This is a genomic window from Solilutibacter silvestris, from assembly GCF_050574925.1.
In the GTDB taxonomy this organism is placed as follows: domain Bacteria; phylum Pseudomonadota; class Gammaproteobacteria; order Xanthomonadales; family Xanthomonadaceae; genus Solilutibacter; species Solilutibacter silvestris_A.
In genome coordinates this window covers 843,692-860,313 of record NZ_JBCMOO010000002.1, presented here as the reverse complement: position 1 = coordinate 860,313, position 16,622 = coordinate 843,692, and the positions used below count along the sequence as shown (strand labels likewise).

The window sequence follows — 16,622 nt, the reverse complement described above, 5'->3', positions numbered from 1 at the left end:
TTCTAGCCGAAGCCCATACCAATCCGGCTGGAGAGCGTGACGGCTGGCCCACTACAATGGCCATTCTTTGGACGAGGGAATTCCTGGATGCCTATTTGGCTCGTGACCGGCGGTGCCGGCTTCATCGGCGGCAATTTCGTGCTCGAGGCGGTGCGGAATGGCGTGAAGATCGTCAATCTCGATGCGCTGACCTATGCCGGCAACCGTGACACCCTGGCTTCGCTGGAGGGCAATCCGAACCACGTCTTCGTCCACGGCGACATCGGCGATCGCGAGCTTGTGTCGAGGCTGCTGGCTGAACATCGCCCCGATGCGGTGGTGAATTTTGCCGCTGAAAGCCATGTCGACCGTTCGATCGATGGGCCCGCCGCCTTCATCCACACCAACGTTGTCGGCACGCTCGGTTTGCTGGAGTCGGTGCGCGACTATTGGAAATCGCTGGAAGACGCCGCGCGCGCCGGCTTCCGTTTCCACCATGTCTCTACCGACGAAGTCTACGGAACGCTCGGCGAGACCGGTCTGTTCACCGAGGAAACGGCATACGCGCCCAACTCGCCCTATTCGGCATCGAAGGCGGCATCCGATCATCTGGTGCGCGCGTTCCACCACACCTACGAACTGCCAGTGCTGACGACGAATTGTTCGAACAACTATGGCCCATACCACTTTCCGGAAAAACTCATCCCGCTGGTGATCGCGAAGGCCTTGGCTGGCGAGCCGTTGCCGATCTACGGCGATGGCAAGCAGGTGCGCGACTGGCTGTATGTCGGCGACCACTGCGCCGCGATCCGCACCGTGATTGCCAAGGGCAAGGTCGGCGAAACCTACAACGTCGGCGGCAATGCCGAGAAGCAGAACATCGAGGTGGTGGAGACGATTTGCGCATTGCTGGACCAGCGCAAGCCGAAGGCCGATGGCTCGAAGTACGAAACGCAGATCACCTACGTGCAGGATCGTCCGGGCCACGATCGCCGCTATGCCATCGACGCATCGAAGCTCAAGCGCGAACTCGGCTGGGAACCTGCGCACACCTTCGAACAAGGTATTGCCGACACGGTCGACTGGTATCTCGCCAACCAGCCGTGGGTGAATCGCGTGCTGGATGGGAGCTATCGATTGGAACGCATCGGTCAGGGCTGAGGAGACGACATGCAACGCAAGGGCATCATTCTCGCCGGCGGTTCCGGCACGCGGTTGTATCCGATCACTCAGGCGATCAGCAAGCAGTTGTTACCGGTCTACGACAAGCCGATGATCTATTACCCGTTGAGCGTCCTGATGCTGGCGGGTATTCGCGAGGTGCTGATCATCAATACGCCGCATGAGCAGGCGTTGTTCAAGGCACTCCTTGGCGATGGCTCGCAATGGGGCATGAAACTGGAATATGCCGTGCAGCCCAGTCCGGACGGACTGGCGCAGGCCTTCACCATTGGCCGTGACTTCCTTGCAGGGGCGCCGAGCTGCCTGGTGCTGGGCGACAACATCTTTCACGGGCCTGGCCTCACCGCGATGCTCAAGCGCGCCGATGCCCGTGATCATGGGGCAACGGTGTTTGGTTACTGGGTGCAGGATCCGGAACGCTATGGCGTCGCCGAATTCGATGGCGATGGCAAGGTGGTCGGGCTCGAAGAAAAGCCGCCGAAGCCGCGCTCGAACTATGCGGTGACCGGATTGTATTTCTATGACGGTCGCGCCCCGGAATTCGCAGCTGCGCTGAAACCATCCCCTCGCGGGGAATACGAGATCACCGACCTCAACAAGTGCTATCTCGATGAAGAGTCCTTGCACCTCGAGCGGCTTGGACGTGGTTATGCCTGGCTCGATACCGGTACGCACCAGTCGTTGCTGGAAGCGGGCAACTACATCGAGACGATCGAGGCGCGCCAGGGTCTGCGCGTTGCCTGCCCGGAGGAGATTGCCTACAACAATCATTGGATCGATCGTGATCAGTTGTATGCACTCGCGAAGCCACTGGCTAAGAATGGGTATGGTCAGTACCTGATGGCGCTGCCGGAGCGAGGTTACGTACCATGAAAGTGATCGAAACTGGTCTTCCGGGTTGCATCGTGTTCGAGCCACGCGTATTTGGCGACGACCGCGGCTATTTCTACGAATCGTTCAATGCCGACAAGCTGGTACCGCTGGGCCTCGATCTGCAGTGGAAACAGGGCAACGTGTCGTCGTCGTCGAAAGGCGTATTGCGTGGTCTGCACTACCAGTGGCCGAAACCGCAAGGCAAGTTCGTATCTGTGTTGGAGGGCGAAGTCTGGGACGTGGCGGTGGATATTCGTTGCGGCTCGCCGACCTTCGGCAAGTGGACCGCGGTGGTATTGAGTGCCGAGAACAAGCGCCATTTCTGGATTCCACCAGGATTCGCCCATGGCTTCGCCGTGTTGAGCGAGCGCGCGGTATTCACCTATCTCTGCACCGAAACCTACGATGCGGCTGCCGATGCCAATGTCCGCTGGGATGACCCCGAACTGGCGATCGATTGGCCGATCGGCGATCCGTCGCTGTCGCCCAAAGATGCTATAGCTCCTTTGCTGAAAGACATTCAGCAAGATCGCCTGCCGACGTACCAGGGCTGAACCATGCGCATTCTGCTGGTAGGGGGCAATGGTCAAGTCGGGCACGAATTGCGTCGCAGTCTCGCGCCGTTGGGCGAGGTCATTGTCACCACGCGCAGTGGTGAACTGGATGATGGACCGGCTCTGGCCTGCGATCTGATGGAGCTTGGCGCGCCGGCTGCGATTGTGCAGGAGATACAGCCGGATATCATCGTCAATGCGACAGCATATACCGCGGTCGACAAAGCCGAGAACGATCGTGATGTGGCATTCCGCGTTAATGCAGGTGCCGTGGAGGAACTGGCAAAGGAATGCGCGGTGTTCGACATTCCGCTGATTCATTACTCCACCGATTACGTCTTCGACGGGCAGGGCGAGCGCCCATATCTGCCGAATGATGCGACATCACCACTTGGTGTCTATGGCGAAAGCAAACTTGCCGGTGAGGAAGCAATTCGGGCTTCAGGCGCGAAACACATGGTCCTGCGCACGGCGTGGGTCTATGGCATGCACGGCCATAACTTCCTCAAGACCATGTTGCGCGTCGGCGCCGAACGCGACGAGCTGCGCGTGGTTTCCGACCAGGTCGGTTCGCCAACGCCGGCGTGGCTGATCGCCAATGTCACCGCACAGATCCTGCAACAGGGCATTGGAGCGAATGGAACGCACCACGTTGTAAGTGCGGGACAGGCAAGCTGGCATGGTTTTGCCGAAGCGATCTTCGATGAAGCCGTCGCCACAGGAGCGTTGCAACGCAAGCCGGTCGTCCATGCCATCCCGACCAGTGAATATCCAACGCCTGCCCGTCGTCCGGCATGGTCGGTACTGGACACCGGTAGTCTCCGCGAGGCGTACGGGATCGTGTTGCCAGGCTGGCGCGAGGCGCTGTCCCAAACCATGATGCGGGGTTGACGACACGTCAGCCCGTTCCGCTGCGATAATCGGAAGGTCTCCACGGTTTCAAGGGCGACCCATGCTTTACCCGGTAATCCTCAGCGGCGGCTCCGGAACGCGGTTGTGGCCGCGTTCGCGCAGCAATACGCCCAAGCAGTTCCTGCCACTGGCGGGCGACCAGACCCTGTTCCAGCAGACGGCATTGCGCGCTGCACGCCTGCCCGACAGTGCGCCAGTGCTGACCATTGCTTCCGACGAACACCGCTTCGTTGTCGGCGAACAACTACAGCAAGTCGGTGTTGGCAGCGCCGCCATCCTTCTGGAGCCGGTTGGGCGCAATACCGCGCCGGCAATCGCGCTGGCTGCCCTGCATCTGCAGGCGCAGTATCCAGGTGCTTTGATGCTGGTCCTGCCGGCCGATCATCTGATCCGTGACGTCGATGCCTTCGCTGCTGCCGTTGCGCAGGGACGCGAAGCGGCGGAGCAGGGTTGGCTGGTGACTTTCGGCATTCGCCCCGACCGCGCGGAAACCGGTTATGGCTATATCCGCGTCGGTGAACCGGCGGTTGGTGACGCCAGGCGTGTCGATGCCTTCGTCGAGAAACCCAATCTCGAACGTGCACAACAATATCTGCATGATGGTGCCCATTTGTGGAACTCGGGCATGTTTCTGTTCCGTGCTGATCGCTACATCGAGGAGTTGGGCAAACACGCGCCGGCGATCCTCGCAGCCTGCGAACGCGCGTTGGCCGCGACTACGCCCGACCTCGATTTCATCCGCGTCGATGCCGAGGCCTTCAAGCAGAGCCCGAGCGATTCGATCGACTATGCGGTGATGGAGAAGACAGATCGCGCAGCGGTGGTTCCGGTCGATTGCGGCTGGAGCGATGTCGGCTCGTGGTCGTCGTTGTGGGAAATCGCCGCGCGTGACTCTGACGGCAATGCGCTGCGTGGCGACGTGATTGCCTTCGATGCCAGGGATTGCTTGGTAGATGCCGCATCTGAACGACTAGTCGCAGTACTCGGCGTGCAGGATCTGGTGGTGGTTGATACCCCAGACACTACGCTGGTCATGCACAAGGATCGTGCGCAGGACGTCAAGGCCGTGGTTGATCAACTCAAGAACGAAGGACGCACCGAGCATCTCCACCACCGCAAGGTCTATCGCCCTTGGGGTAGCTACGATTCGCTGGCGATGGGGCCGCGTTTTCAGGTCAAGCGCATCACCGTCAAGCCCGGTGGCACATTGAGTTTGCAGCGCCACCAGAAACGCGCCGAACATTGGGTTGTCGTTTCCGGAACGGCGGAGGTGACCTGCGGCGACAAAACCTTCCCGTTGCGCGAGAACGAAAGTACCTTCATTCCATTGGGCAGCGTGCATCGCCTGCGCAATACCACAGACGAGCCGGTGGAACTGATCGAGGTGCAGTCTGGCCACTATCTCGGTGAGGACGACATCGAGCGGCTGGAAGACATCTATGGGCGCCAAGGCACGACGTGACAGAAAAGGCGATCCTGGACCGGCTTGAAGCCGACAGCATCCGCATCCTCCGCGAGGTTGCGGTCTGTTTCCGCAATCCGGCTCTCCTGTACTCGATCGGCAAGGACAGTTCCGTCCTGATGCACCTGATGCGCAAGGCATTCTGGCCAGCGCGCGCGCCGATTCCGTTGTTGCACGTCGATACCGGCTGGAAATTCGCCGAGATGATCGCCTTCCGTGATCGTCGCGTGGTCGAGGAGGGCATGACCCTGCATGTGCACATGAATCCCGATGGCATTGCCCAAGGCGTTGGCCCGATCAGTCACGGTGCGACGGTCCACACCGACGTGATGAAGACGCAAGGACTCCGTCAAGCGCTCGAAAAATTCGGCTTCGATGCCGCGATCGGCGGTGCTCGCCGCGACGAGGAAAAATCGCGCGCCAAGGAGCGCGTATTCTCGTTCCGCAATGCGCAGCATCGCTGGGATCCACGCCAGCAGAGGCCCGAGTTGTGGCATTTGTGGAACACACGACTCGGCCCCGGCGAGAGCGTGCGGGTGTTTCCGCTCTCGGACTGGACCGAACTCGATGTCTGGGAATACATTGCGCGCGAGGGAATCGAAGTGCCATCGTTGTATTTCGCGAAGGAGCGTCCGGTAGTCGAACGCGAAGGCGCGTTGATCATGGTCGATGATGCGCGCCTTCCGCTCGCTTCCGGGGAAGCACCGATCATGCGCAAGGTCCGTTTCCGCACGCTCGGGTGCTATCCGCTCACCGGTGCGATCGAATCCGATGCCGAAACGCTGGATGAAGTGATCACCGAGTTGCGCGCATCGCGGCTGTCGGAACGTCAGGGCCGGATGATCGACCACGACCCCTCGGCGTCGATGGAGCGCAAAAAGCGCGAGGGTTATTTTTGATGACGACGAACGCGCGCCCATTGTTGCGCTTCATCACCTGCGGCAGCGTCGACGACGGCAAGAGCACGCTGATTGGTCGCCTGCTGCACGATACCGATTCCCTCACCGATGACCAGCGCGTCGGTGCCGGAGCTTCGCCCGACTTTGCCGCACTGCTCGATGGCCTTGAGGACGAACGTACGCAGGGCATCACCATCGACGTTGCGTATCGCCAGTTCGCGACGATGGCCCGGCGCTTCATCGTTGCCGATTGCCCTGGCCACGAGCAGTACACCCGCAACATGGCGACCGGCGCATCCACCGCCGACCTTGCAGTGGTGCTGGTGGACGCGCGCAAGGGGTTGTTGCCGCAGACATTGCGCCATACCGCCATCGTCGCGATGTTCGGCGTTCGCCGCGTCGTGCTCGCGGTCAACAAGATGGATGCGGTCGAATGGTCGCGCGATGTATTCGAAGGCATCGTGTCCGGTTATCGCGATCATTTGCAGCGGCTTCATGCCGAGTTGTCGTTCGAGGCGATCCCGCTGTCGGGGTTGGCGGGCGACAACGTGGTCGAAGCATCGTCACGAATGGCGTGGTATTCGGGGTCGACCTTGCTGCACGTGCTGGAGGACGCCGAAGCCGTGCCGCCGAGCGCAAGTACGGCATTCCGCATGCCGGTGCAATGGATGAATCGTTTGCCCGATGGCCGCGGCTACGCGGGAACCGTCGTGGCTGGAGTGATCAAGGCTGGCGATCATGTCCGCGTCGAACCTGCAGGGACCGATGCGAAGATCGCCCATGTTTACGGGCTGGATCGAGAGGTTGAATCTGCAGTCCAAGGCGATGCGATCACGGTGGTGCTTGATCGTGAACTCGATGTCGCGCGCGGTGACGTGCTCTGCGATGCCAATGTTCCGGCACCCGCAGGGGATCAGTTCTCGACCCGTGTGCTGTGGATGGACGGCGAGCCGTTGCTGCCGGGGCGTTCCTACGCGATGCAGGTCGGAACGCGCAGTGTCCGCGCGACGCTGACGACGCTCAAGCATCGCCTGGACGTGGAGAGTGGAGCACATCTCTCAGCGACGCAGCTGCGCATGAACGAAATCGGGACCTGCGAATGGCATCTCGACCAACCCGTTGCATTCGAGGCGTTTGCCGGCAACCGCGAGCTTGGCGGCTTCATCCTGGTGGATCGCCACAGCAATGCCACCGCGGGCGCTGGCGTCATCGATTTCGCGCTGCGGCGTTCCGGCAACCTGCATTGGCAGGCATTGCAGGTCGATCGTGGTGCACGCGCACGCATCAAGGGCCACCAGGGGCGTTGCATCTGGTTGACGGGTTTGTCCGGCGCGGGCAAGTCGACCATCGCCGATGCGGTCGAGGCGCAACTCAATCTGCGCGGTGTCCACACGTATCTGCTCGATGGTGACAACGTGCGCCACGGCCTCAATCGCGATCTCGGTTTCACTGCCGCCGATCGCGTGGAGAACATCCGTCGCGTCGCCGAAGTGGCGCGACTGATGGTCGATGCCGGCCTGGTGGTACTAGTCAGCTTCATCTCGCCATTCCGTGCCGAGCGTGAAATGGCGCGCGAGTTGTTCGCACCGGGCGAGTTCCTGGAAGTCTTCGTCGACACGCCGTTGGCAGTCGCGGAATCGCGCGACCCCAAGGGCCTCTACGCCAAGGCAAGAGCCGGAAAACTTCCGAACTTCACTGGCATCGATTCGCCTTATGAACCCCCGGAGCATCCGGAATTGCGCCTTGATACCGGCCGCCAGTCCGTGGCAGAAAGCGCCCGCGCCATCCTCGACCTGCTCGGCTGACCCCTGTCCGGAAGTGCAAGGGCCGGCGTCATCTCCGCCCGTTACACTAAGGGGGTACTGCAACGGACCCACGACATGACCGTTTCCAAGATTCATCCGGACGCCGACACCGCGCTGTCCGGCATCGTCGCCGACGGCCAGACCCTCGCGGTTGGCGGCTTTGGCCTCTGTGGCATCCCCGAAGCGCTGATCGCTGCCTTGCGCGACTCCGGCGTCAAGGGCCTGACCGTGATCTCCAACAACGCCGGCGTCGACGGTTTCGGCCTCGGCCAGCTGCTGACGACGCGCCAGATCAAGAAGATGATCTCGTCCTATGTCGGCGAGAACAAGGAATTCGAGCGCCAGTTCCTCGGCGGCGAACTCGAACTCGAATTCAATCCGCAGGGCACGCTGGCCGAACGCCTGCGCGCGGGTGGCGCGGGCATTCCCGCGTTCTTCACCGCGACCGGCTATGGCACCGTGGTGGCGGATGGCAAGGAAACCCGCGAATTCGACGGTCGCTACTACGTGATGGAAACAGCCCTCAAGGCCGATGTGTCGCTGGTCAAGGCGTGGAAGGCCGATCGCGCCGGCAACCTGGTGTTCCGCGAGACCGCGCGCAACTTCAATCCTGCCTGCGCGATGGCCGGCAAGATCTGCGTGGTCGAAGTCGAAGAACTGGTGGAGACGGGTTCGATCGATCCCGACCACGTCCACCTGCCGGGCATCTATGTCGATCGCATTGTCGTCAACGCGCATCCCGAGAAGCGCATCGAACAACGCACCGTGCGTGTCGTGGGAGACAAATAATGGCCTGGAATCGCGATGAAATGGCGCAACGCGCTGCCAAGGAACTCACGGACGGCGCTTACGTGAACCTCGGCATCGGCCTGCCGACGCTGGTGGCGAATTACATCCCCGAGGGCATGAACGTCTGGCTGCAGAGCGAGAACGGCCTGCTCGGTATCGGCCCGTTCCCGACTGAGGACGAGATCGATGCCGACCTGATCAATGCCGGGAAGCAGACCGTCACCGCGGTATCGGGCGCGAGCTTCTTCGGCAGCCACGACTCCTTCGCGATGATCCGCGGTGGCCACATCGACCTTGCCATCCTCGGCGCGATGGAAGTGACCGACAAGGGCGATCTCGCCAACTGGATGGTGCCGGGCAAGATGGTCAAGGGCATGGGCGGCGCGATGGATCTTGTCGCCGGCGTGCGCAAGGTCGTGGTGCTGATGGAACACACCACCAAGACCGGTTCGCCGAAGATCATCCCGCAATGCACGCTGCCGCTGACCGGCCTCGGCGTGGTCAATCGCATCATCACAGAGCTCGGCGTGTTCGATGTGACGCCACAAGGCCTGAAGCTGGTGGAGCTTGCGACAGGCGTCAGCGAGGATGAGGTGAAGGAGAAGACAGGCGTGCCGTTGCACTGAGCAAAGGTGCGCTGATTCAAGAAAAACGCCACCTTAAGGTGGCGTTTCGTTTTTGACGATCAAAGATTCTGGTAATTCGGCCCGCTGCCGCCTTCGGGCGTGGTCCAGTTGATGATCTCGTAGGGGTCCTTGATGTCGCAGGTCTTGCAATGCACGCAGTTGGCTGCATTGATCTGCAGGCGCTTGCCATGCGGCTGGCTGGCGTCTTCCACCATTTCATACACGGCGGCCGGGCAGAAGCGCGTGCAGGGGTTGCCGAACTCCTCGACGCACTTGGTCGCGCAAATATTCGTGTCGGTAACCTTGAGGTGGATCGGTTGGTCTTCGTCGTGCGAGGTCGAGGCGAAGAACACGCCCTGCAGACGATCGCGCGGCGCCAGCGTGCGCTGCACGTAGTCGTGCGCTGGCTCGGCGGTACCGAGGCGGTCGAGCGATGAATAATCCGCGCTCTGCTTCAGCGTCCATGGCGACAGTCCGCCGGTAGCGGTTTCCCAAGCGGCGTTCGCCAGGCCGAACCACAAGCCCTTCTTGAAGCCGGGCTTGATATTGCGGACTTTCTTCAACTCGGCCATCGCATCGGAGGCGCGCAGCTTGGCATCGAAACCATCGGCGACGAGTTGCGTCGCGGCGAGATGTTCGGCGGCGAGCATGCCGGAACGGATCGCCTGGTGCGTGCCTTTCACCTTGGGCACATTGAGCAGGCCGGCACTGTCGCCGATCAAGAGTGCACCGGGCATCTCCACCTTCGGCAACGATTGCCAGCCACCTGTGACGATCGCACGCGCGCCGGCGGAGACGATGTTGCCGCCTTCCAGCAGCGGTGCGATCAGCGGATGCGCCTTCCATTGCTGGAAGGCTTCCCACGGCTTGTAGTCGGGATCGTGGTAGTCGAGCCCGCTGACGTAGCCGATGGCGACGCGATCCTTGTCCAGGTGATAAAGGAAGCTGCCGCCGTAGGTGCGGTTGTCGGCGGGCCAGCCGAAGGTATGGACGATCTTGCCGGGCGTGACGCGACCGGCGGGCAGCTGCCACAGTTCCTTGATGCCGATCGAATAGGTCTGCGGATCGGAATTCGCATCCAGCGCGAAACGCTTGACCAGCTTCTTGGTGAGCGAGCCGCGTGCGCCTTCGCCGAGCACGGTGACCTTGGCATGGATGTCGATGCCGGCGGTGAAGCCCGGCTTGTGCGAGCCATCCTTGGCGATGCCCATGTCGCCGATGCGCACGCCAATCACCTTGCCGCTATCGTCGTGCAGGGTTTCCGCGGCGGCGAAGCCCGGGAAGATCTCGACGCCGAGCGCCTCCGCCTGCGGTGCCAGCCAAGCGCACAGCGCGCTCAGCGAAACGATGAAGTTGCCATGGTTGTGCATGCCGGGCGGCAGCGGCAGCTTGCGATGCCCGGTCTTGGACAGCATCCAGAATTCGTCTTCGGTCGCCGGCACGCAGATCGGCGGCGGGGCATCGCGCCAGCCGGGGAGCAGGGCATCGAGCGGGCCGGGCTCGATCACCGCGCCGGACAGAATGTGGGCGCCGACGGTCGCGCCTTTCTCGATCACGCAGACCGAGGTTTCGGGGCTCAGTTGCTTGAGGCGGATCGCGAAGGACAGGCCAGCCGGGCCGGCGCCCACCACGACCACGTCGTATTCCATGATGTCCCGCTCGATCGGGCTCTGTTCAAGCTGGCTCATGTCGCGTTCCTCGTCGATATGAACGCGATTGTCCGGGTTTCACGCCGGTGCGGCAAACTCCGGGGCATGACCGTTCCCGATCCCGATGTCCTGCTGGAACGCGGCTGGCTTCCACCGGAAGCCGCCGATCGCCTGTTCGCGGCGTTGTTGCAGGAGTTGCCGTGGTCGGTGCACCGGATTCGCATGTTCGGGCGCTGGGTCGATTCGCCGCGCCTGAGCTGCTGGCTGGGGGACCCCGGCACCGATTACGCGTATTCCGGCGGCCGTTTCGAGCCATTGCCATGGTCCCCGGCGCTGGCGGAATTGCGCGAACGCCTGGTGCTTAAGCTCGAGGCGCCGTTCAACAGCGCGCTGGCCAACCTCTACCGCAACGGCAATGATTACGTCGGCTGGCATCGCGACAACGAGCGCGAGCTCGGGCCGCACCCGTTGATCGCGTCGGTCAGCCTCGGCGCGACGCGGCGCTTCGTGCTGCGCGCGAACGACGATCCGAAGCGCCAGCAGGAGTGGTCACTGGAACACGGCGACCTGCTGGTGATGGCGGGCAGCACGCAGCAATACTGGAAGCACGCCTTGCCGAAGAGCGCGAAGGTGAAGCAGCCGCGCATCAACCTGACGTTCCGCGTCGTGCATCCGGATTAGTTAACGTCCGTTCGCCATCGTGCCCAGCGCCCAGCCCGCGATGTCCTGGCTGTCTTTCGCCAGCGATTGCTGGAACGCCTGCGCGACTGCGGGTACCGCAGTGGATGTCGCCGGAGTCTCCGCATGAAACACCCGGAACGCGACCACGCGACCATCGTTCGAAACCAGCCGTGCGGCGATCTCCACCACTGCATTCGGCGCGTTGCCGCCGGCGTAATCGGAATCGAAGCGCCGGATGTCCGTCGCCAGTTCGTAATCGCTGCTGAGGCCACCGCCGCGCGTCGCCACGCCCTTGAGGCGGCCGCTGTCTTCCAGCAGTTGCAACAGCGAGCGCTGGACCATTTCCGGCGGCGGTTCCGCCCAGGTGGCGCCACGATAAACCTGCAGTTCGCCGGGCGACGGCCGCACGACGATGCGCGGATCGGCCAGCATGCGTTCCGCAGTCGGTCGCGCAATCGCCAGTTGCGCGCGCACTTGCGGCCATGACGGACTGGGCGCGGACTGCGCCACCGCGGTGTAGATCGTGATGTCCTCGTGCTTGGGCAGGATGCTGCAACCGGCAAGCAGGGCCAGCATCGCGATGGCCGCCAGGGCGCGCGTGATTTTCATCGGCGTGGACTTCATTTCGGCGTGAACTCCTTCGGCTGCTGGCGACCCAGGATGTAGCCGGCGGGGCTGCGGTTGAGGCCATTGGCGACCCCACGCAGGTCACGCGTCAGCGCGCGCAATTCCTCCAGCGTCGGGGCCAGCTGCTGCAAGCCGTCGCGGGTGAAGCTGCGCAACGGGGCGCGGTTTTCGTCGATCAGCAAATTGGCGTTCTGGCCGGCGGCCTGCAGCGATGCGATGGTCTTGTCGAGCTTGTCCATCGTCGCCGGCAGCTTGTCGATCACGCCACGGTTGACGTTGTCGATCGCGCCATTGGCGCTCTTCAGCGTGGTGCGCAGGTCGTCGCTGGCCTGGCGCGCGTTCACCAGCAACTGGCGGATGTCCTCGCGCTGCGAGGCGATGCTGTCGGTGGTGGCCTTGAGGTTTTCCAGCGTCGCGGAGATACGCTTGATGTTGTCTTCGCTCAGCATCTCGTCGAGGCGCGTGACCAGCTTGCTCGCCGTGTCGGAGATGTTCTGCAGCGTCGAGGGTTCGGTCTGGATGATCGGAATCTCGTTGCTTTCGCTCGGCAGCAATGGCGCGGATTGCGGCGCCCCGCCCGAGAGCAGGATGAACGGGCTGCCGGTGATGCCTTGCTGCGACAGCTTGGCGCGGGTATCGACCTTGATCGGTGCCTCGACATTGAGCTTGAGCAGCGCGCGCACCCGGCGTGGATCCTTGGGATCGAGCTTGAGGCGTTCCACGGTGCCGATGCTGATGCCGTTGTACTGCACCGAAGAGCCTTCGGTGAGCCCCGTCACCGCCTCGTTGAAGATCACCTCGTAACGGTTCCAGTTGCGGTCGGAGGCGAACTTCGCCGCCCACAGCCCGAACAGCAGCAATCCCACCGAGACGATCAGCGTGAAGGCACCAATGAGAACGTAATTGGCTTTGGTTTCCATCGTTTAACCAACAGTATGGTCGATGAGGTTGCGGCGTTGGGCGTCTTGCGCTGCACGTGCCCGCGGACCGTGGAAGTATTCCTGCACCCACGGCTGATCGTAGCGTTCCACTTCCGACAACGGTGCATTGACCAGCACTTTGCGGTCGGCAAGCACCGCGACACGGTCGCAGATCGCATACAGGGTATCGAGATCGTGGGTGATGAGGAATACCGTCAGCCCTAGGGCGTGCTTGAGGGTGAGGATGAGTTCATCGAACTGCGAGGCACCGATGGGATCGAGGCCTGCGGTCGGTTCGTCGAGGAACAGGATCGGCGGATCCAGCGCCAGCGCGCGCGCCAGTCCGGCGCGCTTGCGCATGCCGCCCGACAACTGCGATGGCAGCTTGGTGACGGCATCGGCGGGCAGGCCGGCGAGCTTGACCTTGAGCAGCGCCAGTTCCTTGCGGATGCGTGGTTCGAGATCGGGATGGTGTTCCTTCAGCGGAACTTCGACGTTCTCGCCGACGGTCAGCGACGAGAAGAGCGCGCCGTCCTGGAACAGCACGCCGGTGTTGCGTTCGATCGCATGGCGATCGGCGCCGCTGCCGAACGGGTTGTGGTCGAGCACGCGCACGTTGCCGCCATCGGGTTCGTTCAAGCCGAGGATGGTGCGCATCAACACCGACTTGCCGGTGCCCGATCCGCCGACGATGCCCTGGATTTCGCCCTTGCGGACATTGAGGTCGAGGTCATCGTGCACCACTTGGGTGCCGAAGCGATTGACCAGTCCGCGCACGTGGATCGCGAGATCCGCGTCATCGCCGTGGTGTTCTGCAGTGGCGTGGTGATGGTCCATCAGAATCCCATGTACATGAACCACATCGCGGCCAGCGCATCCAACACGATCACCAGCGAGATCGATTGCACCACGCTGGACGTGGTGCGTTCGCCCACCGATTGCGCGGTGCCTTCCACTTGCAGGCCCTGCAGGCAGCCGATGAGTGCGATCACCATCGCGAAGAAGGGCGCCTTGGTGATGCCGACCACGAAATGACGGACTTCGATCGTGCTTTCCATGCGCGACATCCATGCCTGCATCGGAATGTCGAGGCTCATGGCGCCGACCGTCATGCCGCCCAGCAGGCCGGCCAGCATCGCCAGGAAGGTGAGCAGCGGCAGCATCACCAGCAAGGCGATGACGCGCGGGATCACCAGCACGTCGACCGGATCGAGTCCGAGCGTGCGCATCGCATCGACTTCCTCGCGACTCACCATCGCACCGATCTGCGCGGCGAAGGCGCTGGCGGTGCGGCCCGCGAGCAGGATCGCCGTCAGCAACACGGCGAATTCACGCAGGAAGGAGATATCGACCAGTTCCACCACGAAGATGGTCGCGCCGAAATCCTTGAGGACGTTGGCGCCGAGGAAGGCGATCACCGCGCCGACCAGGAAGTTGAGCAGGAGGATCAGCGGCACCGCGTCGAGGCCGACCTGTTCCATCTGGAACACCACGGACGTCAGCCGGATCCGCTGCGGCTGGCCGACAAGCCGTACCATCTTCGCCAGCGTTTCGCCCAGGAAACCGACCAGGGTGACGATCTGTTGCCAGTTGCGCACCACGCTGCGGCCCATGCGATCGAGCACGGCGCGAAAGCCGAAATCGCGTGGCGGCGCGGGGCGATCGTCCGAGACCTCGCGGATCGCCTCGATCAACGCGGCCTGGTTGTCGTTGAAGGTGATCGCGTCTTCGCCGATGTTGACGGTACGCGCCAGGTGCAACAGCGCCAGCGCGCCCAGCGAATCCAGCATCCGGATGCCGCTGGCGTCGATCGCGCGCGGGCCCGGCGCCAGCCCCTTCATCGATGCGGTGATGGCGTCGACATTCCGCAGCGTCCAGTCGCCGGACAACAGCAAGGTGTTGCCGTCGCGACGCAGGGTGGGGCGGATGGTGGAATCGGAATCGACCATGGGGACGGGGGATGGCAATCCTGCAAGCCTACCGCGTCGGTGCTGATCGTTGTGTTGCGGCGTGCGATCCTATGTCGATGCCGCCCGTCATGCCCGCCCTCGCGCCGTTCCAGTCCCGCGTCGACTTCCTGGTCGCGCTGGCGACCCATCTGCACACCTGCGGGACCACCGCGCAGCGCCTCGAAGGCGCGGTGCTGGGCGTTGCACGGCGGTTGAAAGTGGAATGCGAGCCGTGGTCGAACCCGACCGGGATGATCCTGTCGTTCCGTGATCCGGCGCAGGCCAGTCCACTCACCGAAACGCGGGTGATTCGCCTGAATCCCGGCGATACCGATCTCTATCGCCTGAGCGAAACCGATCGCATCGCCGAGGAGGTCATCAGCGGCAACATCGGTCTGGAGGAAGGCCGGGCGGCTTTGCGCGCGCTCGACGCACGTCGCAAGCCGCCGCGGTTCTGGACCGAAGCCCTGAGTTTCGGCCTGATCTCGCTGGCGGTTGCCGCATTGCTGCGGCTGCCATGGCTCGACATCGCCACTGCGGGCATTGCCGGAATGGTGATTGGTGGCTGGATGAACTACGTCGGTCGCCGCAGTGCGCTCAAGGAAAGTTCCGAGGCGATGGCGGGCATTCTCGCTGCGACGGTCGCGGTCCTGGTGGCGGCCTTCGTGGCACCGCTCAATCTCAACACCGTGATCATCGCGTCGCTGGTGGTGTTGCTGCCCGGCATGTCGTTCACCAACGCCATCAACGAGCTCACCAGTCAACACCTGGTCTCGGGCACCGCGCGTTTCGCCGGTGCGCTGACGTTGATCCTCAAGCTCACCATCGGGGTGATGATCGCGCTGGCCTGCGCCGAGGCGCTCAACATCGATCCACAAATCCGTTATGCGCGCCCGCAGCCGGACTGGGTGGAAGGCGCCGGCCTGCTGCTCGCGGCAGCCTCATTCGCGGTGGTGTTTCGCGCCGATCGCCGCGATTACCCGGTAGTGATGCTGTCGGCGATCGCCGGGTACCTGATTTCACGCTTCGCCGGGCAGGCCGGCGATGGCGTTGCCGGGACCTTCCTCGCCGCGTTCGCGATGACCGCGATCGGCAACGCATTCGCGCGGCACTTCAACCGTCCCGGCGCGATCGTGCGCCTGCCGGGCATCATCCTGCTGGTGCCGGGAAGCGCGAGCCTGCGCGGCCTGATGACGATGGTGCAGGAACAGAGCGCCACGGCCGGGCAGGCGGCATTGCTGGCGGTGCTCAACATCCTTGGCGCACTGATCGCCGGCCTGCTGTTCGGCAACCTGGTGATCTCGGCGCGCCGCAATCTCTGACGCACCGCCGGGCTCAGCCGGTCTGGAAGTCCTTGGTCGACCCGGTTGGCGGCGGAGGTGGCGACGCCTCTGCCATCGCCAGCATGGGTGGGGGCGGCGGCAGCTTCATGCCCGCCGGCTTCTTCGTCGGGATCTTCCTGGTTGCGACTTTCTTCGTGGTTGCCTTCTTTGCAGAAGTCTTCTTCGCGACCTTCCTGACGATCTTCTTGGCTGCGGTTTTCTTCGTCGCGGTCTTCTTGACAGTCTTCTTCGCAGCCTTTTTCACAGCCTTCTTGGTTGCGGCTTTCTTTGCCGCAACTTTCTTGGCGGTCTTTTTCGCGACTTTCTTCGTCGCCTTTTTCGCGGTCTTCTTCGTGGTCATGTCACGTCCTTGGTCATGAGATTGCGGTGAAG

The 16,622-nt window shown here is 62.8% G+C and carries 17 protein-coding genes; 11 read left to right on the top strand and 6 right to left on the bottom strand.

What is annotated here, in order from left to right:
• The first annotated feature begins 87 nt into the window (after positions 1-87).
• The 9 genes from rfbB (at position 88) to ABE093_RS04460 (ending at position 9,081) form a co-directional block, all read left to right on the top strand.
• Complete coding sequence (gene rfbB / locus ABE093_RS04500) at positions 88-1,140, top strand: dTDP-glucose 4,6-dehydratase (RefSeq protein WP_430759640.1); 1,053 nt, start codon at positions 88-90, stop codon at positions 1,138-1,140.
• Between the two features lie 9 nt (positions 1,141-1,149).
• A complete protein-coding gene (gene rfbA, locus ABE093_RS04495) occupies positions 1,150-2,034 on the top strand; it encodes a glucose-1-phosphate thymidylyltransferase RfbA (RefSeq protein WP_430759639.1) in 885 nt (294 codons plus the stop codon).
• Entirely contained in the window at positions 2,031-2,588 is a 558-nt protein-coding gene (gene rfbC, locus ABE093_RS04490; RefSeq protein ID WP_430759638.1) for a dTDP-4-dehydrorhamnose 3,5-epimerase, read from the top strand. The genes rfbA and rfbC overlap by 4 nt, the downstream gene beginning before the upstream one ends.
• A gap of 3 nt (positions 2,589-2,591) precedes the next feature.
• Positions 2,592-3,479, top strand: coding sequence for a dTDP-4-dehydrorhamnose reductase (gene rfbD / locus ABE093_RS04485; RefSeq protein ID WP_430759637.1), 888 nt, complete (start codon positions 2,592-2,594; stop codon positions 3,477-3,479).
• Between the two features lie 61 nt (positions 3,480-3,540).
• Positions 3,541-4,962, top strand: coding sequence for a mannose-1-phosphate guanylyltransferase/mannose-6-phosphate isomerase (locus tag ABE093_RS04480; protein ID WP_430759636.1), 1,422 nt, complete (start codon positions 3,541-3,543; stop codon positions 4,960-4,962).
• Entirely contained in the window at positions 4,959-5,861 is a 903-nt protein-coding gene (cysD, locus tag ABE093_RS04475; RefSeq protein WP_430759635.1) for a sulfate adenylyltransferase subunit CysD, read from the top strand. The genes ABE093_RS04480 and cysD overlap by 4 nt, the downstream gene beginning before the upstream one ends.
• Positions 5,861-7,666, top strand: coding sequence for an adenylyl-sulfate kinase (gene cysC, locus ABE093_RS04470; RefSeq protein ID WP_430759634.1), 1,806 nt, complete (start codon positions 5,861-5,863; stop codon positions 7,664-7,666). Before cysD ends, cysC begins: the two co-directional genes overlap by 1 nt.
• A 75-nt stretch (positions 7,667-7,741) precedes the next feature.
• Positions 7,742-8,455: a CoA transferase subunit A gene (locus ABE093_RS04465; protein WP_430759633.1), complete on the top strand. Its 714-nt coding sequence runs from the start codon at positions 7,742-7,744 to the stop codon at positions 8,453-8,455.
• Positions 8,455-9,081: a CoA transferase subunit B gene (locus tag ABE093_RS04460; protein WP_430759632.1), complete on the top strand. Its 627-nt coding sequence runs from the start codon at positions 8,455-8,457 to the stop codon at positions 9,079-9,081. Before ABE093_RS04465 ends, ABE093_RS04460 begins: the two co-directional genes overlap by 1 nt.
• 59 nt (positions 9,082-9,140) lie before the next feature.
• On the opposite strand, the gene ABE093_RS04455 is transcribed toward ABE093_RS04460, so the two are convergent.
• Complete coding sequence (locus ABE093_RS04455; protein ID WP_430759631.1) at positions 9,141-10,769, bottom strand: 4Fe-4S dicluster domain-containing protein; 1,629 nt, start codon at positions 10,767-10,769, stop codon at positions 9,141-9,143.
• A gap of 66 nt (positions 10,770-10,835) precedes the next feature.
• Between ABE093_RS04455 and ABE093_RS04450 the strand changes: the two genes are divergently transcribed.
• Positions 10,836-11,411, top strand: a complete 576-nt coding sequence (locus ABE093_RS04450; protein ID WP_430759630.1) for an alpha-ketoglutarate-dependent dioxygenase AlkB family protein — start codon at positions 10,836-10,838, stop codon at positions 11,409-11,411.
• On the opposite strand, the gene ABE093_RS04445 is transcribed toward ABE093_RS04450, so the two are convergent.
• The 4 genes from ABE093_RS04445 to ABE093_RS04430 are packed head-to-tail and all read right to left on the bottom strand — an operon-like array spanning position 11,412 to position 14,907.
• On the bottom strand, positions 11,412-12,035 hold the full coding sequence (locus ABE093_RS04445) for an ABC-type transport auxiliary lipoprotein family protein (RefSeq protein WP_430759629.1): 624 nt from the start codon (positions 12,033-12,035) through the stop codon (positions 11,412-11,414).
• Positions 12,032-12,958, bottom strand: coding sequence for an MlaD family protein (locus ABE093_RS04440; RefSeq protein WP_430759628.1), 927 nt, complete (start codon positions 12,956-12,958; stop codon positions 12,032-12,034). Before ABE093_RS04440 ends, ABE093_RS04445 begins: the two co-directional genes overlap by 4 nt.
• Before the next feature lie 3 nt (positions 12,959-12,961).
• Positions 12,962-13,795: an ABC transporter ATP-binding protein gene (locus ABE093_RS04435; protein WP_430759627.1), complete on the bottom strand. Its 834-nt coding sequence runs from the start codon at positions 13,793-13,795 to the stop codon at positions 12,962-12,964.
• On the bottom strand, positions 13,795-14,907 hold the full coding sequence (locus ABE093_RS04430) for an MlaE family ABC transporter permease (protein ID WP_430759626.1): 1,113 nt from the start codon (positions 14,905-14,907) through the stop codon (positions 13,795-13,797). The genes ABE093_RS04435 and ABE093_RS04430 overlap by 1 nt, the downstream gene beginning before the upstream one ends.
• Positions 14,908-14,978: 71 nt before the next feature.
• Here ABE093_RS04430 and ABE093_RS04425 point away from each other — a divergent pair, with 71 nt between their 5' ends.
• Positions 14,979-16,229 carry a threonine/serine ThrE exporter family protein gene (locus tag ABE093_RS04425; protein WP_430759625.1) on the top strand — a complete coding sequence of 417 codons (1,251 nt, stop codon included), beginning with the start codon at positions 14,979-14,981 and terminating at the stop codon, positions 16,227-16,229.
• Positions 16,230-16,242: 13 nt separating this feature from the next.
• Here the strand turns inward: ABE093_RS04425 and ABE093_RS04420 are convergent, their stop codons facing one another.
• Positions 16,243-16,590: a hypothetical protein gene (locus ABE093_RS04420; RefSeq protein WP_430759624.1), complete on the bottom strand. Its 348-nt coding sequence runs from the start codon at positions 16,588-16,590 to the stop codon at positions 16,243-16,245.
• Positions 16,591-16,622: the final 32 nt, after the last annotated feature.

What these genes read in the sequence shown, in the direction of transcription:
- rfbC (WP_430759638.1), top strand. Translation starts at nt 2,031, where the DNA reads ATGAAAGTGATCGAAACTGGTCTTCCGGGTTGCATCGTGTTCGAGCCA.
- rfbA (WP_430759639.1), top strand. Translation starts at nt 1,150, where the DNA reads ATGCAACGCAAGGGCATCATTCTCGCCGGCGGTTCCGGCACGCGGTTG.
- ABE093_RS04420 (WP_430759624.1), bottom strand. Translation starts at nt 16,590, where the DNA reads ATGACCACGAAGAAGACCGCGAAAAAGGCGACGAAGAAAGTCGCGAAA.
- ABE093_RS04445 (WP_430759629.1), bottom strand. Translation starts at nt 12,035, where the DNA reads ATGAAGTCCACGCCGATGAAAATCACGCGCGCCCTGGCGGCCATCGCG.
- ABE093_RS04480 (WP_430759636.1), top strand. Translation starts at nt 3,541, where the DNA reads ATGCTTTACCCGGTAATCCTCAGCGGCGGCTCCGGAACGCGGTTGTGG.
- cysC (WP_430759634.1), top strand. Translation starts at nt 5,861, where the DNA reads ATGACGACGAACGCGCGCCCATTGTTGCGCTTCATCACCTGCGGCAGC.
- ABE093_RS04455 (WP_430759631.1), bottom strand. Translation starts at nt 10,769, where the DNA reads ATGAGCCAGCTTGAACAGAGCCCGATCGAGCGGGACATCATGGAATAC.
- ABE093_RS04450 (WP_430759630.1), top strand. Translation starts at nt 10,836, where the DNA reads ATGACCGTTCCCGATCCCGATGTCCTGCTGGAACGCGGCTGGCTTCCA.
- rfbB (WP_430759640.1), top strand. Translation starts at nt 88, where the DNA reads ATGCCTATTTGGCTCGTGACCGGCGGTGCCGGCTTCATCGGCGGCAAT.
- ABE093_RS04430 (WP_430759626.1), bottom strand. Translation starts at nt 14,907, where the DNA reads ATGGTCGATTCCGATTCCACCATCCGCCCCACCCTGCGTCGCGACGGC.
- ABE093_RS04435 (WP_430759627.1), bottom strand. Translation starts at nt 13,795, where the DNA reads ATGGACCATCACCACGCCACTGCAGAACACCACGGCGATGACGCGGAT.
- ABE093_RS04460 (WP_430759632.1), top strand. Translation starts at nt 8,455, where the DNA reads ATGGCCTGGAATCGCGATGAAATGGCGCAACGCGCTGCCAAGGAACTC.
- ABE093_RS04425 (WP_430759625.1), top strand. Translation starts at nt 14,979, where the DNA reads ATGTCGATGCCGCCCGTCATGCCCGCCCTCGCGCCGTTCCAGTCCCGC.
- ABE093_RS04465 (WP_430759633.1), top strand. Translation starts at nt 7,742, where the DNA reads ATGACCGTTTCCAAGATTCATCCGGACGCCGACACCGCGCTGTCCGGC.
- rfbD (WP_430759637.1), top strand. Translation starts at nt 2,592, where the DNA reads ATGCGCATTCTGCTGGTAGGGGGCAATGGTCAAGTCGGGCACGAATTG.
- ABE093_RS04440 (WP_430759628.1), bottom strand. Translation starts at nt 12,958, where the DNA reads ATGGAAACCAAAGCCAATTACGTTCTCATTGGTGCCTTCACGCTGATC.